We start from the raw sequence: 18,124 nt of genomic DNA, 5'->3' as shown, positions 1-18,124 counted from the left end.
CACCCACAATGATGTCATATTGGCGCAGGTCCGCTTCATAAGCCGGCGAACGGAACACGACGCTGTCAACGTAAGAACCTTCCTTCACGTCCGTACCCAAGGATTGGGCTATTTGCGGAGTGACCGTTCCCAGGCTGGCCCCGATGAACGGAACCGGCTCTTTCGGCACTTCCTCGTTATTTTTCAGGTATTCCACGACTTCCTTGATCGTGCTGGATGGAATCGCAAACCCGATCCCTTGCGCTTCCGCGCTGACGGCTACGTTCATCCCGATAACCTCGCCTTTCAGATTGAGGAGCGGTCCGCCGGAGTTGCCCGGATTAATCGAAGCATCGGTTTGCAGAAGATGCTCGTAATTACGCTCAGCTTCGCCGTTCGTGCCTTGAATATCGATCACGCGTTCCTTCGAGCTAAGTACACCAGCGGTTACCGTGTGTTCAAAACCGTGCGGGTTGCCGATGGCAACAAGCCATTCACCAACCTTCAGCGAGTCGGAGTCACCTAGCTGTACTGATGGGAAATCCGCCCCTTCGATTTTCAAAACGGCTAAATCGAGCTCATAGCTGGAACCGAGCAGCTTCGCTTCATAAGGCTTTTTGGTACCCTGTACCGTCACTTGGATCACATCTGCGCCATGGATTACATGCTCATTCGTCAAGATGTATCCCGACTTCTCAAAGATGAAACCCGAGCCGATGCCTGAAGGCTGAAGCTGGGATTCCTGACCTCCGTTGTTGCTGCTTCCACCGTTTCCGCTGTTTCCGCCATTGCCTTCCTGACTGGATTGACCGCCGCCGAAGAAGTACCAGAACGGGTCGTTCATGTTCGGATTCGTGCTTTGTCTATTGCTGCTGTTTACAAGCGTCTCGATCAGCACGACCGCCGGACTCGCCTGATCCACCACTGCCGATACGTCGCCTTGGCCTGATGGGATCATCGCTGATGCGGTAGTAGCTCCGCCGTTATCCTGGACGTTAGCCGAAGTTTCTTGGGCTGGCTCCGATGAGTACGCCGCATCCGGCGTAAACAGATTCGTTCGGTCAGCGGCAAACATCAGGCTCGAAATGACGAGGACGCCTGCCAAGAAAGACAACAGTACGGTCTTGACGGAATTTTTGGGCTTCTGGCTGTAGTTCCACTCTTTGTTTCTTTTCATGGAATCCACAGGCCCGCCGCCACCCTGGCTTCCGGAGGAATGGGCCTGCGAGAAGCCGGAAGATGGAATCGGTTTAACCGGCTGCGGAGCGGTAACCTCCACTTCCTGGGGTTCCCGGCTCTGGTAAGGCCGTTCCGTTTTCTCGTCGTCGCGGTTATTCGATATGGACTGGAACGGTCCGTAAGAATAGTAATAAGAAGAATTCTCCGTGGATGCTTCCTCACGTCTCGTTGCTTCATTGTTATTCGCTTCGCTGTTCATTCCCTCATCATCCGGATACCCGTAACGCTTTCTTTGGTCGTCCATTGGTCTACCTCCTATTAAAATCACTTGCTTCCAAGTGGTCTAATTGATTAACTGTTCTTATTGTGTACTATAAACCTTAATAGTACCTTAAAAACAATTAAAAGGCAGATAAAAAGAAAACCGGGACGCTTCCCGGTCATACCTCACCAAAAGAACATATTGCTATATTTTGACCCAGCCCTTCCGGTGGGCATAAATCGCCAATTGCGTACGGTCCTCCAGCTCGCACTTCATCAGCAGATTGCTGACATGGGTTTTGACCGTCTTGATGCTGATATGCAGCTCTTCGCCGATCTCTTTGTTGCTCTTGCCTTCGGCAATCAGGAGCAGCACTTCCTTCTCCCGCTCGGTAAGCCCGGATTCATCCCCGTTCACCATATGCCGGCGGATTCCCCTGGTGAGTGCTTCCGAGACGTCTTTGGTCATGACCGGCATGCCCCGGAACGCTCCCTGAAGGGCGTAAATGAGCTCGTCAGCCGAAACCGTCTTAAGCACGTAGCTGACTGCCCCCGCTTCAATGCACTCGACCACAAGCTCGTCTTCGAGAAAGCTGGTCAGAATCACGATCTTCTGATCCGGGAATTCGGACATAACCGCGCGAGTGGTCTCCGCCCCGTTCATCACCGGCATCATCAGGTCCATTAGAATGAGATCCGGCCGGTCGGCCTCCTCCCCGTTTCTCAGCATATCGACGACCTCTTGGCCATTCGCTGCTTCTCCGATCACTTCAAACCCCGGATCCAACGATAAATATGTTTTTAACCCCATGCGAACCATATCATGATCATCAGCCAGCAATATCCGAATCGTACCCATAATGATTGTTGTCCCCTCTCTATTCCACTGGCTCAGCCAGCACTTCCTCATCCTTGTTCTCTTCCTCCGCCGCTCCGGTATTGCCCTCGGCCTCAAATAACGGGATATTTACTCGCACCGTCGTTCCCGCGCCCTTCTTGCTTATAATATCGACCTGTCCGCCAAGCTTTTCGGCCCGTTCGCGCATCGTCGACAGCCCGTACGATCCCTGCTTGCCTGCCACCTCGTCAAAGCCGACACCGTCGTCGCTGATGCTTAAAATCACGCGTTTCTGGTCCTCGCGAAGCGACATGCTGACAAGGCCTGCACCGGCATGCTTCACGATATTAGCCACCGCTTCCTGGATGATCAGGAAGAGCTGATGCTCAATGGCATCCGACACCCCGCCGTAGAGCTCGACATCCTTCATGCCCTTCAGGCCGTTTTGGCGGCAGTAATCCGGAAACCACCGTTCCAGTGCTTCTTCAAGGGTTCTGCCTTCCAGCTCCACGGGCCGAAGCTGCGCAATCAGCGCCCGCATCTGCTTCTGCGCCACATGGGACATTTCGATCAACTGGCCGAGCACTTTGTCCCCATGCTCCGGATTCCGCTTCAGTACCGCCGGGAGGGATGAAGCCGACATGTGGATCGCGAACAGCTGCTGACTGACCGTATCGTGCAGATCCCTTGCCATCCGGCGCCGTTCCTCGAGGACCGCGGCTTCCGCGGCAATCTCCTTCTCAATGACATCCTGCTCGCCGAGGCGCTGCAGCAGCTTCATTTTCTTCTCCAGCGCTTCCGTCATCCCGTTAAACTCATCGTATACTCTGGCAAAAGACCCGTCTTCCATGGCAGGCAGCCGCACGTTCAGATTTCCTTTGGCAACCTGCAGCATGTTCAGATGAAGCAGATCCAGCGGCCGCTGGATGCGCTGTCCCGCGATGTATCCCGCAATCCCCGTAAACAGAAGTACACCGACCGTGTAATACACCCACAGCCGGTTATCTTCAATATGTATGTAGCCGGATTGGTTTGCTGTGTACAGGAAAACAGCAACTCCGGCTCCGATCAACAGAAAATAAAACAATATCACCCATTTGGTATTTTTCAATATCCCCATCATAACGATTAACCTACCCTATTCACTTTGACGTCACCGATAAATACGCTCACGGTAATTCGAATTTTCTTGCCCGCTTCCCTGTAATGCGGGCTTTCCAGGCCGGCATTGCTCATAAAGCCGCTTCGGGACTCCTCCAGCACCTTCATATCGCCGATGAAGGAATTGGTCGTGACATGAATGCCGACGTCCGAATCGTTCGGAACGAACACCTTGACATCCCCGATAAACGCCGAGATGTTGATTTTCGTTTCGCCGTAAGGAATTTGAGCTTTGGTCAGGTCCAGTACCGTATCACCGATGAACTGCGAAATATTCGTCGGCTTCAGCTGGAAATAATCCTTCCCCATGTGCACGTCCCCGATAAAAGAGGACTTGTTCACCGTATCATGGCTATGCCAAGATTGGTGATGATGATGTTGATGATGGTGGTGTTCATCCTTATATTCCGATCCGTCGCCGTAGCTTTTGCCGTTATCGTCAAAATCCACATGAACTCTGAACTTGCTGCGATCCGGACGTTCCTGGCGCGGGCGCTCATGCTGCTGTCCCTGCCAGCGGTACCCTTTGCTTGAATCGTGCGAGTCTCTTGATTCGAATTCCGGCTCTTCATAAGCCTTGTCAGCCTTGTCTGGCTTGCCGAATCTTCGCTCGAATTCTTCGTCCAGGGAGGATTCCAGCGGACGCGCTTCAGGCGGCTCCGGGATATCGTAATCGTCCCGACGATGCGAGCCGAAATCATCCGGACTTGGCGGTGACGGCGGCGGCGTATGATCCTTCGGTTTGAAAATAACCTGCAATCCGTACCCGATCAGGACGATCGGAATCGCGTATTTGATCAAATCGCCGAAAGAGAAGTGGACCATGTCCAGATTTCTTCCGAGAAAGTACGATCCGATCACGATCGGTACGATCGACCCCCACAATGCTCCGCCACGGGCATAAATCAAGCTTTGCAGCCCGAACCAGATGATGAACACCGGCCAAAACGTCGAGAATATATAACCAAGGTCCACATGTATAATATCGAGCTGATTGAGAAGAAACACCACACCAATGCCGATGAGCAGCAATCCGTTGCTAAGCTGGCTCCATCCTTTTCTACTCATGGTCATCCCCTAGCCTTCCAGTTCTATTTTTTCTTAATTACAGTGTACAACATATTGCGATGAACGGGTTAGCGGCGGTGGAATGAAGTTGATCTCGGTCTCGAGACCGAGTCCCTGGATATAAATGGATATGTTTCCATAATAAAAGACCTCCGCTTTAAGCGGAGGTCTTATTGCTGCACGAACGGGCGTTGACATCTACACCTTAACGGTTTGCAGAATGGTCCCCTGGTGTGTTCAGATCGCCAAACTCAGCGTCAAACTTCTCGTTCGGTTTTTTGTAGTTCTCCTGAACTTTGGAGTTGCCTTTTGGGTTGCTGGCAATGCTGGTGTCTTCAGCAAACTCAGCGTTGAATTTTTCGTTAGGTGTTTGGTAGTTCTCTTGCACCTTGTTCTTTTTAGCCACAGTATTCACCTCCCTGTTCATATGCGATACCATCATCCTCTTCAGGGGTTTGGCCCCCGAAAAATAGTATGTGATGAACAGGGTGTCATTATTCTTAAATGTTTACTGTCAAAGACGCGCAGCAAAATTACCCTAAATGGCTTCCTCCAGCACGGATGAAGGCAGGAAACGATAGGTCTCAATCGCGTCCTCCAAGGTTCTCAGCATGGCTTCCGTGCATTTGCCGCTTCCGGTTTTAATGACCTGCACCTCAACGTCCTTTTTCCCCCACTCCTTAAACACCTGCTTGGTGGTGGAGAAATAGAGGTCAATCTTCTGGCCCTTGATGGCTGACCCGATATCCGCTACGATTCCATAACCATAGCCGGGGATATAGAGAATACTGCCGAGCGGAAATACATCAGGATCCGCGGCAATCGTAGACAGCGTATTTCGATCCCGCTTGACCTTCACCCCGGAGTAGGTGATTCCATACTGGGGATGTCCCGGCTTCTTCCCGGTCGACTCGTAACCTGCCGTGTATCCCGTAGCGGTTACCTTCACCGTATGCAGCACCTGGTCCTCCCTCGGGGCAAGCACCGGCATGGACTCGCGTTTCTTGCCGGGCTCGCCGGTCTTCGGCCCCGTACTTGGAACCTCCAAATATCTATTCATATCACTAAAACCTACCACGCGCAGCGCATAGAAGCGAGACATTTCAACGTAATCGGAGCCATGTATTTCCTCTGATGGATCATACACATTTCGGGTGTCCGTCGATTCGTAGGATTCGCTTAGAATCAAATTGCGGGCCTCTACTGCCGTAGAGCCTGCGCTGAACAAGATGGCTGATAAAATAAAACCAGCAAAAAACCTCTGCCATGTTTTCCATTGGATCATGTGAATACCTCCCCCTTACTAGCGAGGGTTCCCACTTCCCGAATAGAATATACGTCATGGCAGAGGTCTGCATGTTTCCTCGGTTACTTATCTTTTACGGCTAAACTAAACCACATGGGTGTTAATTTCTTCACGCAGCTTGAGGATGATTTCGTCCAGCGGCTGGGCCCCGATGTCCCCTTCGCCGCGCTTGCGGACGGAAACCGCTCCGGCATTTTTCTCGTTCTCGCCAACGATGAACATGTATGGAATCTTCTCGAGCTGTGCTTCGCGAATCTTGTAGCCCAGCTTCTCGTTGCGAAGATCCGGCTCTACGGAAATACCGGCGAATTGAAGCTTCTCGGCCACTTCCTTCGCGTAGTCTTCAAAGGCGTTGGATACCGGAATGACTTTGACCTGTACCGGGGAAAGCCACAACGGCAGCGCCCCTGCAAAATTCTCAAGCAAGAATGCCGTAAAGCGTTCCATGGTGCCCAGAATCCCGCGGTGGATTACGACAGGACGGTGCTTCTGGCCATCGTCGCCGACATATTCCAGCTCAAAGCGCTCAGGCAGCAGGAAGTCGAGCTGGACCGTGGACAGCGTTTCTTCCTTGCCCAGTGCCGTGCGGATCTGAACGTCAAGCTTCGGTCCGTAGAAGGCAGCTTCGCCTTCCGCTTCATAGAACGGCATGTCCAGGCTCTCCACTACTTCACGCAGCATGCGCTGGGACATTTCCCACATTTCGTCGTTCTGGAAGTACTTCTCGGTATCCTGCGGATCCCGGTAAGACAGACGGAAGCGATAGTCGTGAATGCCGAAGTCCTTGTAGACCGTCATGATCAGCTGAATGACCCGGGCAAACTCTTCCTTGATCTGATCCGGACGGCAGAAAATATGCGAGTCGTTCAGCGTCATCGCGCGCACGCGATGCAGGCCGGTCAGCGCGCCGGACATCTCGTAGCGGTGCTGCATGCCAAGCTCCGCAATGCGGATCGGCAGATCCCGGTAGCTGTGCATATCGCTCTTATACACCATCATATGGTGAGGGCAGTTCATCGGACGCAGAACAAGCTCCTCGTTGTCCATTTCCATTTTCGGGAACATGTCCTCCTGATAGTGCTCCCAGTGACCGGAGGTTTTGTACAGCTCCACGTTTCCGAGTACAGGGGTGTACACGTGCTGGTAACCCAGGCGTTCCTCCATGTCCACGATATAACGCTCCAGGGTACGGCGCAGCTTCGCTCCGTTAGGCAGCCAGATCGGCAAGCCTTGTCCAACGAGCTGAGAGAACGTAAACATTTGCAATTCCTTGCCCAGTTTGCGATGGTCGCGCTTTTTGGCTTCCTCCAGCAGGCGAAGATGCTCGTCGAGCTGCGCTTTTTTCACAAACGCCGTACCGTAAACACGCTGAAGCATTTTGTTCTTGCTGTCGCCGCGCCAGTATGCGCCTGCCACGTTCATCAACTTGAACACCTTGATTTTGCCGGTTGAAGGGACGTGCGGTCCACGGCAAAGGTCGAAGAATTCGCCCTGCTCGTAAATCGTAATGATGCTGTCCTCCGGCAGGGCGTTGATCAGCTCCAGTTTGTATGGATCGCCAAGCTCGCCGAAAATGCGCAGCGCTTCCGCACGGCTCACTTCCTTGCGGACGATCGGCAGATTCTCGCCGATGATGCGTTCCATTTCCTTCTCGATCTTCTGCAGATCCTCCGGATTCAAAGGCTCTTCCAGGTCCATGTCGTAATAGAAGCCGTCTTCGATGACCGGCCCCACGCCAAGCTTGACTTCTTTCTGTCCATACAAACGCTTGGTTGCCTGAGCCAGCAAATGCGCTGTACTGTGGCGCATCACCTCAAGCCCTTCGGGCGTATCCTGCGTAACGATTTCGATCAGCGCTCCGTCCTGAAGCGGAGTGGATAAATCCACGACGATCCCGTCCATTTTTCCCGCAACGGCATTCTTTCTCAGTCCGCTGCTGATCGACGCAGCCACATCCTCGATATTGCTGCCGGCCTCATACTCCCGTACGGAGCCGTCAGGCAGTTTAATGCTAATAGCCACCTTGTATTCCTCCCCAAAAAAGTTTTCACGTTTCTTCCATATATGAAGGACGCGTTAGTCTCCCCGTGAAGCAAGGCCTTGGGCTGTTCACAAGCCCGCCTGGACTTCAGCGAAGGATACCGGAACATGCAAAAAACACCCGTCCCGCGAAGGGACGAGTGTTATACCCGTGGTTCCACCCTAATTCGATCTCTCCATCCTCTTATGTACCCGGTACATAATCGATTAAGATCCTTCATCAGCATTGAGTAACGGTCATGAACCGGTGAAGCCTACTCATCCGCATTCTTGATGACTTGCGGGTTCGACGACACAGCTACAAAGGGGTAAATCAATGGCGAACCGGAGGAAATTGCAGCCAAGGTTTCCTCTCTCTGAGCGGTCGGATCCGGATTGATTCATGTCTTTGTCAGAGCTTTTACGTGAATTTATCAGTAATTATAATCCTGACCGCTTCGGTGCGTCAAGTCATCATTCGTCCGCTTCCCAGAAGCGCGCTGCATTCCGGACAGCTGCAGCATACTTCGGCTCGGTTATCAAAGATATGGGCCAATGTTGCGATGACGGGAAGCTCCGGCTGTCTCGTGTGGATAATCATGCGGGCCGGAGATACCGAAATCAGCGTGCTGACGACCATATCCTCAATCTCCATCTCCTGGTCCAGCCTTTCCATAACCAGTCCGTCGTCACGAGGGCGTTCGATCGGGCGAAGATTGCCGTCCAGCAGCAAAAAGTCCTCTTCCCCTTTATGAATGACGTGAACCAGCGGCATTTTGGGCTCCTGAAAATAAACGAAATATTTCAGCAGGCTTACGAACTCCTCATACTGCTGATCAAGCATGAACTCATCCACCGCGTACTCGGCCATCTCGCGAAGCTCCTGTTCATAGGACTGGAGCCTGAAGGTCATGAAACCGTCCAGATTGAGCTCCGGCGCCTCGTTAAGGCATTGATATATGCCTTCGGACAGCTTACGCTTGCGGCTCTGCCAGAAATCCCCGGACGGGCCTTCTTCTTTTTGCAGGAGCATCAAAAACCACTGCAAAATCCGCCCTGCTTCTTCCTCATCATCAAACTCGAATTCCGAGAACATTAACCGTGCAGCAATCTCCTGCTCCTTCTCCTCCAGAATGTAAGCCGTGACCGCTTCGGCAGCAAGCCGGCGCAGCGTGTCGGCCGATGCGGTCCACGAAGACAGCGGAAGCTTGCCGGAGCACGTCCAAATCACGCGGTCATTCGAAGCGCTGAATGTGAATTTGAGCGGCTTGCACTGTTTATGTAGCTCTTTCTGCTTGTCTGACAATATGCGGTGGAACGCCTTTTTCTCGTCTTCCGTCCGCGTACCGACAGAAATGCTGAACAGTTCCATGGAATCACTCCTTTCGAGTTCCCTTTTCAGTATATGGGGACCCGCTCGGGTATATACGGAACTCCTGCTTGGAAAAACAAGCAAGTCCCGGCGCGCATATTAAAAATGTTTATCAACGCACGTTCCATGAAGGGCCTGCCCCTCTGAATAGTAATTTTTTAATGCGATATCAGGAAGGTTCATGCTTTTTGAATGTATACTTTTTGATATCTAAATAAAAAAACGGGCCGAGTCGGCCCGTCTTACGGATTATAAGTTATGCGATTAGTTCTGCATTACGAAGTCGCGCTCCACGGTGCTGTTATCCTCGAACACGCGAAGGATATCATACCGGGTGTTGCGCTGAGCCGGAATGTTGCCGGTCTCGCGGATTAATTGAATAATCGATTCAATGTTGACCTTGTACACGGCGCCTGCGGAAGACACCACGTTCTCCTCCATCATCGTGCTGCCGAAGTCGTTGCAGCCGTAACTGAGCGACAGCTTGCCGATCTCAGGCCCCATCGTTACCCAGGACGATTGCAGGTTCGGCACGTTGTCGATCGCAAGCCGGCCGATGGCTACCGTCTTCAGGTACGCTTCCGGCGTTTCGCGCTCGCGCTTGAGGTTCGTGTTGTCCGGCTGGAAGGTAAACGGAATGAAGGCAAGGAAGCCTTTGGAATCATAACCGTTCTGGATGCATTCATCCTGCGCATCACGCACGCGAAGCATATGTAGCGCACGCTCTTCCATCGTTTCGCCCAGACCGATCACCATGGTAGCCGTCGTGTTCATGCCGACCTTATGGGCCGTCTTCATGACATCCATCCATTGCCGCCATGTACCTTTCAAACGGCTGACTTTTTTGCGGATGCGATCATCCAGAATCTCCGCGCCGCCGCCAGGCAGCGAATCCAGACCGGCGCTGTGAAGCTCGCGCATCACCTCTTCGAGTGTGAGCCCGGAGATCTCCACCATCTTCATGATTTCCGCCGGGGAGAAGGAATGCATCGTAATGTTAGGGAACCGCTTCTTAATATTGCGAAGCAGATCCGTATAATAATTGAAAGGCAAATCCGGATTGACTCCGCCCTGCATCAAAATTTCAGTGCCGTTAACGTCCTCGGTTTCCTGAATCTTCTGGAAGATCGTCTCATCCGGCAGAACATAGCCCTCGGAAGAGCCGGGTCTGCGATAAAAAGCACAGAAACGGCAGAATACATCACATATGTTGGTATAGTTGATATTCCGGCCGATAACAAACGTCGTGATGGGATCCGGATGCAGGCGCTTGGTCATCACATCCGCCGCATGGCCAATCTTCTCGATCTCATCACTCTCAAAAAGGGTCACGGTATCTTCCAAATTTAAACGCTCACCGCGTAAAGCTTTATCCAATATACGGTTTACCGCACTCATTCTTGCAGCCTCCCTACTTAAAACAAAATACAAATCGCCAGTAAAACTTCGTCTATCCCATCCTACCACATTCCGCCATTAAAAACGACATCCCGTCCGTGACAGGATGCCGAATTCTATGATTTGGCAAATCTTCAAATGAGGTTCATTGCTTCTAAAAAATCTTTAGCTGCTGGCAGAAAAGGCCTGGTCCAAATCGGCAATCAGGTCATCCACATCCTCCAGTCCGACCGAGAAGCGGAGCAAACCGTCGGTAATGCCGCGCTCATGCCGAACCTTCTCGCCCATGGCCGCATGGGACATCATCGCCGGATACGACAGGATGCTTTCCACTGCTCCCAGGCTGACGGCTACCAGCGGCAGCTTCACGCGGTTCAGCACCTGCTTCGCACGCTCGCCTGAGCCGACGTCAAAGGAGATGACCGCGCCGTAACCGCTCGACTGCTTCTCATGGACTTCCCGTCCCGGATGATTCAAGAGGCCGGGATAATACACTTGCTCAATGTCGCTTCTTCCCTGCAGCCAGGCCGCCAGCTTGGCCGCGCTTTGCTCGGAGTGGGCCATCCGAGTGCCGAGCGTCTTCATGCCCCGCATAAGGAGCCAGGAATCCTGCACTCCAAGCACCGTGCCCAAACCATTTTGCAGCTGTTTCAACTGGTCTCCCAGCTCCTGGGTTCTGGCTACGGCGAGACCTGCCAGCACATCGCTGTGTCCGCCAAGGAATTTGGTTGCGCTGTGGATGACGATATCCACGCCGAACTCGATCGGGCGCTGATAGAACGGCGTCATGAACGTATTGTCCAGCAGGGTGAGCAGACCTTGCTCCTTCGCCCAATCCGTGACGGCGCCGATGTCGGTAATTTTCAAGGTCGGGTTCGAAGGGGTTTCCATATAAACCGCTTTTGTATTCGGTTTGAGGGCCGCCTTCACCTGATCCAGATCGGTCATGTCGACGAAGGTGCTCTCGATGCCCATACGGCTCAGTATGCTGGTCAGCAGGCGGTAGGTTCCGCCGTATACGTCCTCCGTCACGATCATGTGATCGCCCGCGGACAGCAGCATGAACGAGCTGGAGATCGCCGCCATGCCGGATGCATAAGCGAAGCCGCGCACGCCTCCTTCCAAGAGGGCGATATAATCTTCCAGCGCCTGCCGCGTCGGATTGCCGGAACGGCTGTAATCGTGCAGCGGCGGGTTAAAGACGTCTTCATGATGAAACGTCGATGCTTGATAGATCGGAACGCTTGAGGCGCCGGTTGCCCGGTCGATTTCCCCGCCGAAATGCAATAGTTTCGTCTCGAAACGAAGTTCTTCTTTGTGTCCCTGTTTTACTGATACCTGCTTGGTTTCCGTTCCCAAGCCGGATAGACCTTTATCGATGCTCATGCTCCTTTGCTCCCTTCCACTTCTGCCATAGCCGCGCCCAGCGCAGCATCCAAATCCGCGATCAGGTCATCCGCATGCTCGATGCCGACCGAGAACCGAAGCAAGCGGTCGTCCACGCCGATCGCTTCCCGAATCTCAAGCGGGATGTCCGCATGGGTCTGGACCGCCGGGTATGTCATCAGGGACTCGACGCCTCCGAGGCTTTCTGCGAATGCAATCAGTTTGATGTGCCGCAGCACCGGCTCGACATAGCGGGCGTCCTTCACCTTGAAGGAGAAGATGCCCGTGTTGCCGCTGGATTGGCGATTCTGGATCTCATGCCCCGGATGATCCGGCAGAGCAGGATAATACACCTCGCCGATCGCCGGGTGGGTTGTCAAAAAAGTTGCCACCGCGGTTGCATTCGATTCGTGCCGGTCCATGCGGAGCGCGAGTGTCTTCATTCCCCTCATTAACTGATAGGAATCGGAAGGACTAAGCACCGCCCCGATGGAGTTATGAAGGAAGGCCATCTCCTCGGATAATTCCTTGCCCTTCGTCACGATGATGCCTGCCAGCACATCGTTATGCCCTCCCAGATACTTGGTGGCGCTATGTATGACGATATCCGCCCCAAGCTCGATGGGTCTCTGGAAATACGGGGTTAGCAGCGTATTATCCACGATGCTGATCAATTGATGGCGTCTTGCCCACGTACAGACGGCTTCGATATCCGTAACCATCATGAGCGGATTGGTCGGCGTTTCGATAAATACGGCCTTCGTGTTCGGTCGTCTGGATCCTTCCAGCGCATCCAAGTCGTTCGTATCCACGTAGGTTGCCGTTACCCCGAACTTGGACATGATCCGCTCCAGCAGCCGATACGTCCCTCCGTACAGATCGAGCGACACAATCAGGTGATCGCCTTGACCGAACAGCGCAAAAATCGTCTGAAGGGCCGCCATGCCCGAGCTGCAGGCAAAGCCGGCGTCACCGGATTCCAGCTCGGCGCAAGCATCCTCGAGTACCGAACGGGTCGGATTCTTGGTGCGGGCATAATCAAACCCCGTGCTCTGGCCTAATTTAGGATGGCGGTATGCCGTAGCCTGATAAATCGGAAAATTCACTGCTCCCGTTACCGGTTCCTGCACCGATCCGATCTGTGCCAGCCGGCTCTCTATATTCAAAGGTTTCTTCTCCATCACAAACTCTCCTCCCGTACGCTGTTAAATTTGCGGACCGATATCATATGGCGTTTCCTGATATACATAGTAATTGAGCCAATTAGTGAATAATAAGTTTGCATGCGCGCGCCATATGGACGGAGGGGTTCTTGTTGGATCGTCGTTCGGGTAATAGTTGCGCGGCAGCGCGATGTCCATGCCTTTGGCAACGTCCCGGTCATACTCCCATTTCAGGGAGTCCGCATCATACTCGGAATGCCCTGTGGCAAAAATCTGCTTGCCGTCACGGCTGGATACCAAATAAATCCCTGCTTCCTCGGACTCGGACAGGATGACCAAATCATCCACGCCTGTTATGTCTTCGCGCCGAACTTCCGTATGACGGGAATGCGGAACAAAGAACATTTCGTCAAATCCGCGGAGCAGCTTGGTACACGCTTCATTGATCGTATGCGGAAATACGCCAAAGCACTTTTCCTCGAGGCTGTATTTCGGCACGCCGTAATGATAATAAAGCCCGGCTTGCGACGCCCAGCAGATATGGAGCGTGGAGGTTACATGGGTCTTGGTCCATTCAAAAATTTCAGTAAGCTCATCCCAGTAATTCACTTCTTCGAACTCCAGCTGCTCGACCGGAGCTCCTGTAATGATCATGCCGTCAAAACGACGGTTCTTCACTTCTTCAAAGGTTTTGTAAAATGATTTCAAATGCTCGGCCGACGTATTCTTCGATACGTGGGAACTCGGGTGAAGAAGGACGACATCCACCTGGAGCGGGGAGTTGCCGATCAATCGCAGCAGCTGGGTCTCCGTCGTTTCCTTGGTTGGCATCAAATTCAGGATCGCAATCCGCAGCGGGCGGATATCCTGATGAAACGCGTGACTCTCATCCATGACAAAAATGTTTTCTCCAGCCAGAACTTCCTTTGCCGGCAGGGCATCCGGAATTTTAATTGGCATCTCGGCTCACTCCTTCGAAATATGAAATGATACATCCATAAAGCTGTGAGAAAGAGCGTTAGACTGTATAAACGCAAGAAGACCTTTCTCGAAGTAGAGAAAGGTCATCATATACGTATCACAATGCGCCTCTCTCATCTGTCAGGCTATACAACGGCTTATACAATCGTCGTATCTCCTGCAAGAATTAGCACCGTGCGATGTTGCCGCCGGTTGCCGGGTTTCATAGGGCTAGTCCCTCCACCTGCTCTTGATAAGATTTCGCTTTATTCAGTTGTTTGGAATTGTTTCGTAATTGATACCTACTTTAAATCATCCTCAATTTTTCGTCAAGAACCTTTTCATGAGTTTGTCACACTTCACCAAAGGTTTCCATACCCTATATCATGGCCCTTGGACTGCTCCGGATTTCACTTGAAAGGTCCTACACCCGGCGTTATACTAGACAAGTGCTGTTTAAAACCGAGTATGAAAGAGGTGACATGGAAGATGGACGGTGACCCGAGCCAGAAACTGGATGCACAAGACGCACAACCGCATAGGATCAAGATCAGCTTACCGGCAGAGGGCAGCGTTATTTTTCATGCGCTTTTTATCGTATTCTAACCTTCCTCGATTTATGCCCGTACACCGGTGGGCTGATATCCTGTGCCTTAACTGCTTGACTTAAGCAGCTTGGATTAGACAAAGGAGTGATATCAGATGAAAATCCGGTTGGTCGATTCGGGCGTATTTACCCCTGTTGATGACATCGAAATGACGCTGACAGCTCCGGCCAGCGGCTTCTACTGGCTGGATGCGGACGTGGATGATTTAGCCGAACTGCAGCCCCTCTTCTCCCTGCATGATCTTGCCGTTGAGGATTGCCTCAGCGAAGAGGAGCAGCGTCCCAAAATTGAAATATACGAGAACCACTATTTTATCGTCGTGAACAGCATCCGGTTTGACGACGAAGAGATTTTCCTTCGGGCATTGAATGTTTTCCTGGGCAGGCATTTTATTATTACGGTGACCAAGCAAAAGATCCATGAGCTCCGCACCGTCAAACCGCTTCTCTGGGAGGATGAAGTCAGCACGCCCGACCGCTTCCTCTATCTATTGATCGACCTCGTCACGGACAACTACTTCTCCGTAGGGGACCGAATTGAAGCGCGGATTGAAAAGCTGGAGGAAGACATTCTGATGCATACCAAAAAATCCCATCTCAGCGAGATCATCGGTCTGCGAAGCGAGATTCTTTGGTTGAAAAAGGTGCTTGGACCTCAGAAGGAAGTTATCAATACGCTCAACAAAAAAGATCTTCGGCTGATCGATGACCAGCTGCAGAAATACTTCAGCGATATCTATGAAAATGCCGTTAAAATTTCCGAAACGTTCGAGACCTATCGGGATCTCATGGGGAACCTTCGGGAAGCTTACCAATCCAGTATCGCCAATCGGGCCAATGAAATCATGCGCGTGTTTACCGCTATTACAACGATCTTTATTCCATTGACGCTGATTACGGGCATCTACGGCATGAACTTTGAGTATATGCCGGAACTTCATTGGAGATATTCCTATTATGTGGTTATCGGCATCATGGTTTTTGCCGGCGCACTCATGTTTTACCTGTTCCGTAAAAAAGATTGGATATGAGGCACCCTGGTCAAAGGGGAGAGTACTGGCCGGATCACAACGGTTCATACGAACCGCCGCAACTACAACTCAATCTACAAGCACGGCGAATTAGCATCAGGACGGATCTCCCTGCAACCGGGGAATCCGTCCTGACTTCGTTTAAGGCAGATTAACCGGCATTCGCTTTGCCGGGCTGATCCCGCCGAAAGCGGATGCGTATGAGACGAAGCCGCTCATACAGCCTCTCCGTTCCGCCCAGCTCTTCTGCTTCTGCGTTCTCCGCTTGTCCCTGTCCGTATACCCGCTGTAACACAGGTTTAAGAAACGTATCGCCCAACTCTTCAAACGCCTTCCATACGTTTTCCTGCTCCGCAGCCGTCATCGTGTTCAATTCGACCTGGAGCAGCTGCTCCGTATCATAGCCTTCCTTCTCAAGCCCTTCCAATTCCTCGACCAAATCCCGGCGCGACAGCGAGGTACGCGCTTCAAGCTCGGTCAGCGAAGCGCCCTCGGCTATGCCAATCAGCATCGCACGGCGGGTTCGGAAGCGTTCAAGCTCCTGCTGATATCTCTGTTCCTTTTGTTTATACAGCCAGGACAAGAACTCCTCTTCCGGCAGCTGCGTATACACCCAATCCAGTGGAAACGTGGTGGTTCGCTCGGTTTTCGTCGTAATCTCCAGCCATTCCACCCCGTGCTCCGAAGCCTTGCTAACCCCGATTCCCGGAAGCTGCAGCAGCTCTTCCTCACTCTGGGGAACAAAAGCGCTGATCATGCGCAGCACCCGGTTGCTGGCAATGAAATAGGGCGCTTTTCTTCCGGATGCTGCCTTTCTCCTGCGCCAGGCGCACAGCTCCGTGTACAGCTCCTCCGATCCGTACAGCTCGCTGTAACACTGCAGCTTCTGAGTGCCGAGATTCTTGCTCCTGGTCTCCCCAGGTTCATGGAATACCCCTTCGATTAGCGGGCGGAAGCCTTCTCCGAGCTTCTTCGCAAGCTGGTGCCGATACACGCATAGCAGCTCATTCCATGAGTTGCCTTCATACCATTCGTCATCGGAAACTTCACCGTCCGGTTCCATATTCCGCCAGCCGAGTCGCCATCCTCCTTCTTCCTCGCCGATCCATACTTGGGCCGAACGGAGATGACCTGACTCATCCGCTCCGCTCATCCGATTCATGAACACAATTTGCATCCCTCGATAACCTCCCGTTTACGCAATCAGCATAATGGCGGAACAACGCAAAAAAGCACCTCTCCTCCGCGCAGCGGCAAGAAAGGTGCTTCCTTCGTTCCATACATTATACTGTTGAAACTATAATACCATAATCTGTAATAGAATCCAATCCATTTTGAACTTGCCCTATATAAGAAATCAGGCTAAGCTTGAATGCTTTTGGCTTCATCCACTGCCAGCTTGGCCAATGCCAATGCGCCGCAGAGACCCGCATTATCGCCGAGCATCGGCGGAACGATGAATTGATCGATCCCGTCATGAAGGCTTGGATGCTGAACATATCCTGCCAGCAGCTCTTGAAGCTTCGTGCGGATCAGCGGGAACAGCTGCTCCTGCTTCATCACGCCTCCACCCATCACGATCCGCTGAGGGGACAAGATGAGGACATAATTCATCAGCGCTTGAGCGAGATAATAAGCTTCCATCTCCCAAGCCGGATGATCCGGCGTCAATTCCACGCCGGGAACACCCCAGCGTTTGCCAAGAGACGGTCCCGCAGCAAGCCCCTCCAAACAGTCTGCATGATAAGGACAGGTCCCTTCATATTTGTCTTCCGGATGACGGCGAACGTAAATATGCCCCATCTCCGGATGGGACAGGCCGTGAATCAGTTCGCCGGATACCACGGCGCCTGCTCCCACTCCCGTTCCGATGGTGATATAAAGACAGCTGTCCAGTCCCTGGGCCGCCCCCCACGTATATTCTCCAAGAGCAGCTCCGTTTACATCCGTATCAAATCCGATCGGAACGTCAAAACGCTCTTCCAATGCTTTGACGATATTGTAATTGCTCCAATGCGGCTTCGGCGTCGTTGTAATGCAGCCGTAGGTCGGGCTGCCTTTCACCGGGTCAATCGGTCCGAACGAACCGACTCCGATCGCCTCTATATCCTTATCCGCAAAAAAGTTAAAGACGTTTGCCATGGTTTCTTCAGGGGTTGTCGTCGGAAAGCTCACTCGCTCCACAACCGTTCCATCCTCCGTACCCACGCCGCAAACGAACTTGGTTCCTCCTGCTTCAATTGCTCCAAGTAAACTCATGCTTCTTCCATCCTCTCCACGATGTGCTGTGCCTTGTTCTCTATATGGTTGCTAACAAGCTCTATTCGAAGCATATGTAAACATTGTGCTCCCGTCAAGTCTGCCTGCCTCTTTCTCTGCCTCTGCCCGTTCCGAGC

The 18,124-nt window shown here is 52.5% G+C and carries 15 protein-coding genes and 1 riboswitch; of the genes, 1 reads left to right on the top strand and 14 read right to left on the bottom strand.

Translation table 11 applies throughout. The features are described from left to right. The 12 genes from RB298_RS07400 to metA all read right to left on the bottom strand — a co-directional run. The coding region (locus RB298_RS07400) for a S1C family serine protease (protein ID WP_486046623.1) at positions 1-1,462 on the bottom strand (1,462 nt) is incomplete at its 3' end. A 162-nt stretch (positions 1,463-1,624) separates the two neighbouring features. Further along, positions 1,625-2,278, bottom strand: a complete 654-nt coding sequence (locus tag RB298_RS07395; RefSeq protein WP_009594299.1) for a response regulator — start codon at positions 2,276-2,278, stop codon at positions 1,625-1,627. Positions 2,279-2,297: 19 nt separating this feature from the next. Continuing rightward, positions 2,298-3,380: a sensor histidine kinase gene (locus tag RB298_RS07390; protein WP_009594296.1), complete on the bottom strand. Its 1,083-nt coding sequence runs from the start codon at positions 3,378-3,380 to the stop codon at positions 2,298-2,300. A gap of 5 nt (positions 3,381-3,385) precedes the next feature. Then, positions 3,386-4,492: a cell wall-active antibiotics response protein LiaF gene (liaF, locus tag RB298_RS07385; protein ID WP_486046620.1), complete on the bottom strand. Its 1,107-nt coding sequence runs from the start codon at positions 4,490-4,492 to the stop codon at positions 3,386-3,388. A gap of 199 nt (positions 4,493-4,691) precedes the next feature. After that, positions 4,692-4,892 carry a hypothetical protein gene (locus RB298_RS07380; protein ID WP_486046618.1) on the bottom strand — a complete coding sequence of 67 codons (201 nt, stop codon included), beginning with the start codon at positions 4,890-4,892 and terminating at the stop codon, positions 4,692-4,694. A gap of 132 nt (positions 4,893-5,024) precedes the next feature. Beyond that, entirely contained in the window at positions 5,025-5,771 is a 747-nt protein-coding gene (locus tag RB298_RS07375; protein WP_486046617.1) for a 3D domain-containing protein, read from the bottom strand. A gap of 105 nt (positions 5,772-5,876) precedes the next feature. After that, complete coding sequence (gene thrS, locus RB298_RS07370; RefSeq protein WP_036659961.1) at positions 5,877-7,814, bottom strand: threonine--tRNA ligase; 1,938 nt, start codon at positions 7,812-7,814, stop codon at positions 5,877-5,879. A gap of 463 nt (positions 7,815-8,277) precedes the next feature. Continuing rightward, positions 8,278-9,183, bottom strand: coding sequence for a putative sporulation protein YtxC (locus tag RB298_RS07365; protein WP_096776413.1), 906 nt, complete (start codon positions 9,181-9,183; stop codon positions 8,278-8,280). A 264-nt stretch (positions 9,184-9,447) separates the two neighbouring features. Further along, entirely contained in the window at positions 9,448-10,581 is a 1,134-nt protein-coding gene (mqnC, locus tag RB298_RS07360; RefSeq protein ID WP_486046615.1) for a cyclic dehypoxanthinyl futalosine synthase, read from the bottom strand. Positions 10,582-10,746: 165 nt separating this feature from the next. Beyond that, positions 10,747-11,967, bottom strand: coding sequence for an aminotransferase class V-fold PLP-dependent enzyme (locus RB298_RS07355; RefSeq protein WP_486046613.1), 1,221 nt, complete (start codon positions 11,965-11,967; stop codon positions 10,747-10,749). Beyond that, positions 11,964-13,148, bottom strand: a complete 1,185-nt coding sequence (locus RB298_RS07350) for a PLP-dependent transferase (RefSeq protein WP_486046611.1) — start codon at positions 13,146-13,148, stop codon at positions 11,964-11,966. Before RB298_RS07350 ends, RB298_RS07355 begins: the two co-directional genes overlap by 4 nt. 24 nt (positions 13,149-13,172) lie before the next feature. Then, entirely contained in the window at positions 13,173-14,090 is a 918-nt protein-coding gene (metA, locus tag RB298_RS07345; protein WP_015737127.1) for a homoserine O-acetyltransferase MetA, read from the bottom strand. 131 nt (positions 14,091-14,221) lie between these two features. Beyond that, positions 14,222-14,350, bottom strand: a riboswitch (SAM riboswitch). A gap of 442 nt (positions 14,351-14,792) precedes the next feature. On the opposite strand from metA, the gene corA reads away from it, so the two are divergent. After that, positions 14,793-15,728 (top strand): magnesium/cobalt transporter CorA, encoded by a 936-nt coding sequence (corA, locus tag RB298_RS07340; RefSeq protein ID WP_009594304.1) that lies wholly within the window; start codon positions 14,793-14,795, stop codon positions 15,726-15,728. Positions 15,729-15,879: 151 nt separating this feature from the next. Here the strand turns inward: corA and RB298_RS07335 are convergent, their stop codons facing one another. Further along, positions 15,880-16,905 (bottom strand): HRDC domain-containing protein, encoded by a 1,026-nt coding sequence (locus tag RB298_RS07335; protein ID WP_486046608.1) that lies wholly within the window; start codon positions 16,903-16,905, stop codon positions 15,880-15,882. Positions 16,906-17,090: 185 nt separating this feature from the next. After that, positions 17,091-17,987, bottom strand: coding sequence for an ROK family protein (locus RB298_RS07330; RefSeq protein ID WP_096776417.1), 897 nt, complete (start codon positions 17,985-17,987; stop codon positions 17,091-17,093). Between the last annotated feature and the right edge of the window lie 137 nt (positions 17,988-18,124).

Origin of the sequence: Priestia sp. BR_2 (assembly GCF_041954005.1) — a bacterium.
In the GTDB taxonomy this organism is placed as follows: Bacteria; Bacillota; Bacilli; order Paenibacillales; family Paenibacillaceae; genus Paenibacillus_AQ; species Paenibacillus_AQ lautus_A.
Note: the sequence above shows the minus strand (reverse complement) of the source record. Positions and strands in the feature narration are given on the sequence as shown.

Coding starts and splice junctions, on each gene's coding strand:
- corA (WP_009594304.1), top strand. CDS start 14,793: ATGAAAATCCGGTTGGTCGATTCGGGCGTATTTACCCCTGTTGATGAC.
- metA (WP_015737127.1), bottom strand. CDS start 14,090: ATGCCAATTAAAATTCCGGATGCCCTGCCGGCAAAGGAAGTTCTGGCT.
- RB298_RS07335 (WP_486046608.1), bottom strand. CDS start 16,905: ATGCAAATTGTGTTCATGAATCGGATGAGCGGAGCGGATGAGTCAGGT.
- RB298_RS07390 (WP_009594296.1), bottom strand. CDS start 3,380: ATGATGGGGATATTGAAAAATACCAAATGGGTGATATTGTTTTATTTT.
- RB298_RS07350 (WP_486046611.1), bottom strand. CDS start 13,148: ATGGAGAAGAAACCTTTGAATATAGAGAGCCGGCTGGCACAGATCGGA.
- RB298_RS07330 (WP_096776417.1), bottom strand. CDS start 17,987: ATGAGTTTACTTGGAGCAATTGAAGCAGGAGGAACCAAGTTCGTTTGC.
- RB298_RS07375 (WP_486046617.1), bottom strand. CDS start 5,771: ATGATCCAATGGAAAACATGGCAGAGGTTTTTTGCTGGTTTTATTTTA.
- RB298_RS07395 (WP_009594299.1), bottom strand. CDS start 2,278: ATGGGTACGATTCGGATATTGCTGGCTGATGATCATGATATGGTTCGC.
- liaF (WP_486046620.1), bottom strand. CDS start 4,492: ATGACCATGAGTAGAAAAGGATGGAGCCAGCTTAGCAACGGATTGCTG.
- mqnC (WP_486046615.1), bottom strand. CDS start 10,581: ATGAGTGCGGTAAACCGTATATTGGATAAAGCTTTACGCGGTGAGCGT.
- RB298_RS07355 (WP_486046613.1), bottom strand. CDS start 11,967: ATGAGCATCGATAAAGGTCTATCCGGCTTGGGAACGGAAACCAAGCAG.
- RB298_RS07365 (WP_096776413.1), bottom strand. CDS start 9,183: ATGGAACTGTTCAGCATTTCTGTCGGTACGCGGACGGAAGACGAGAAA.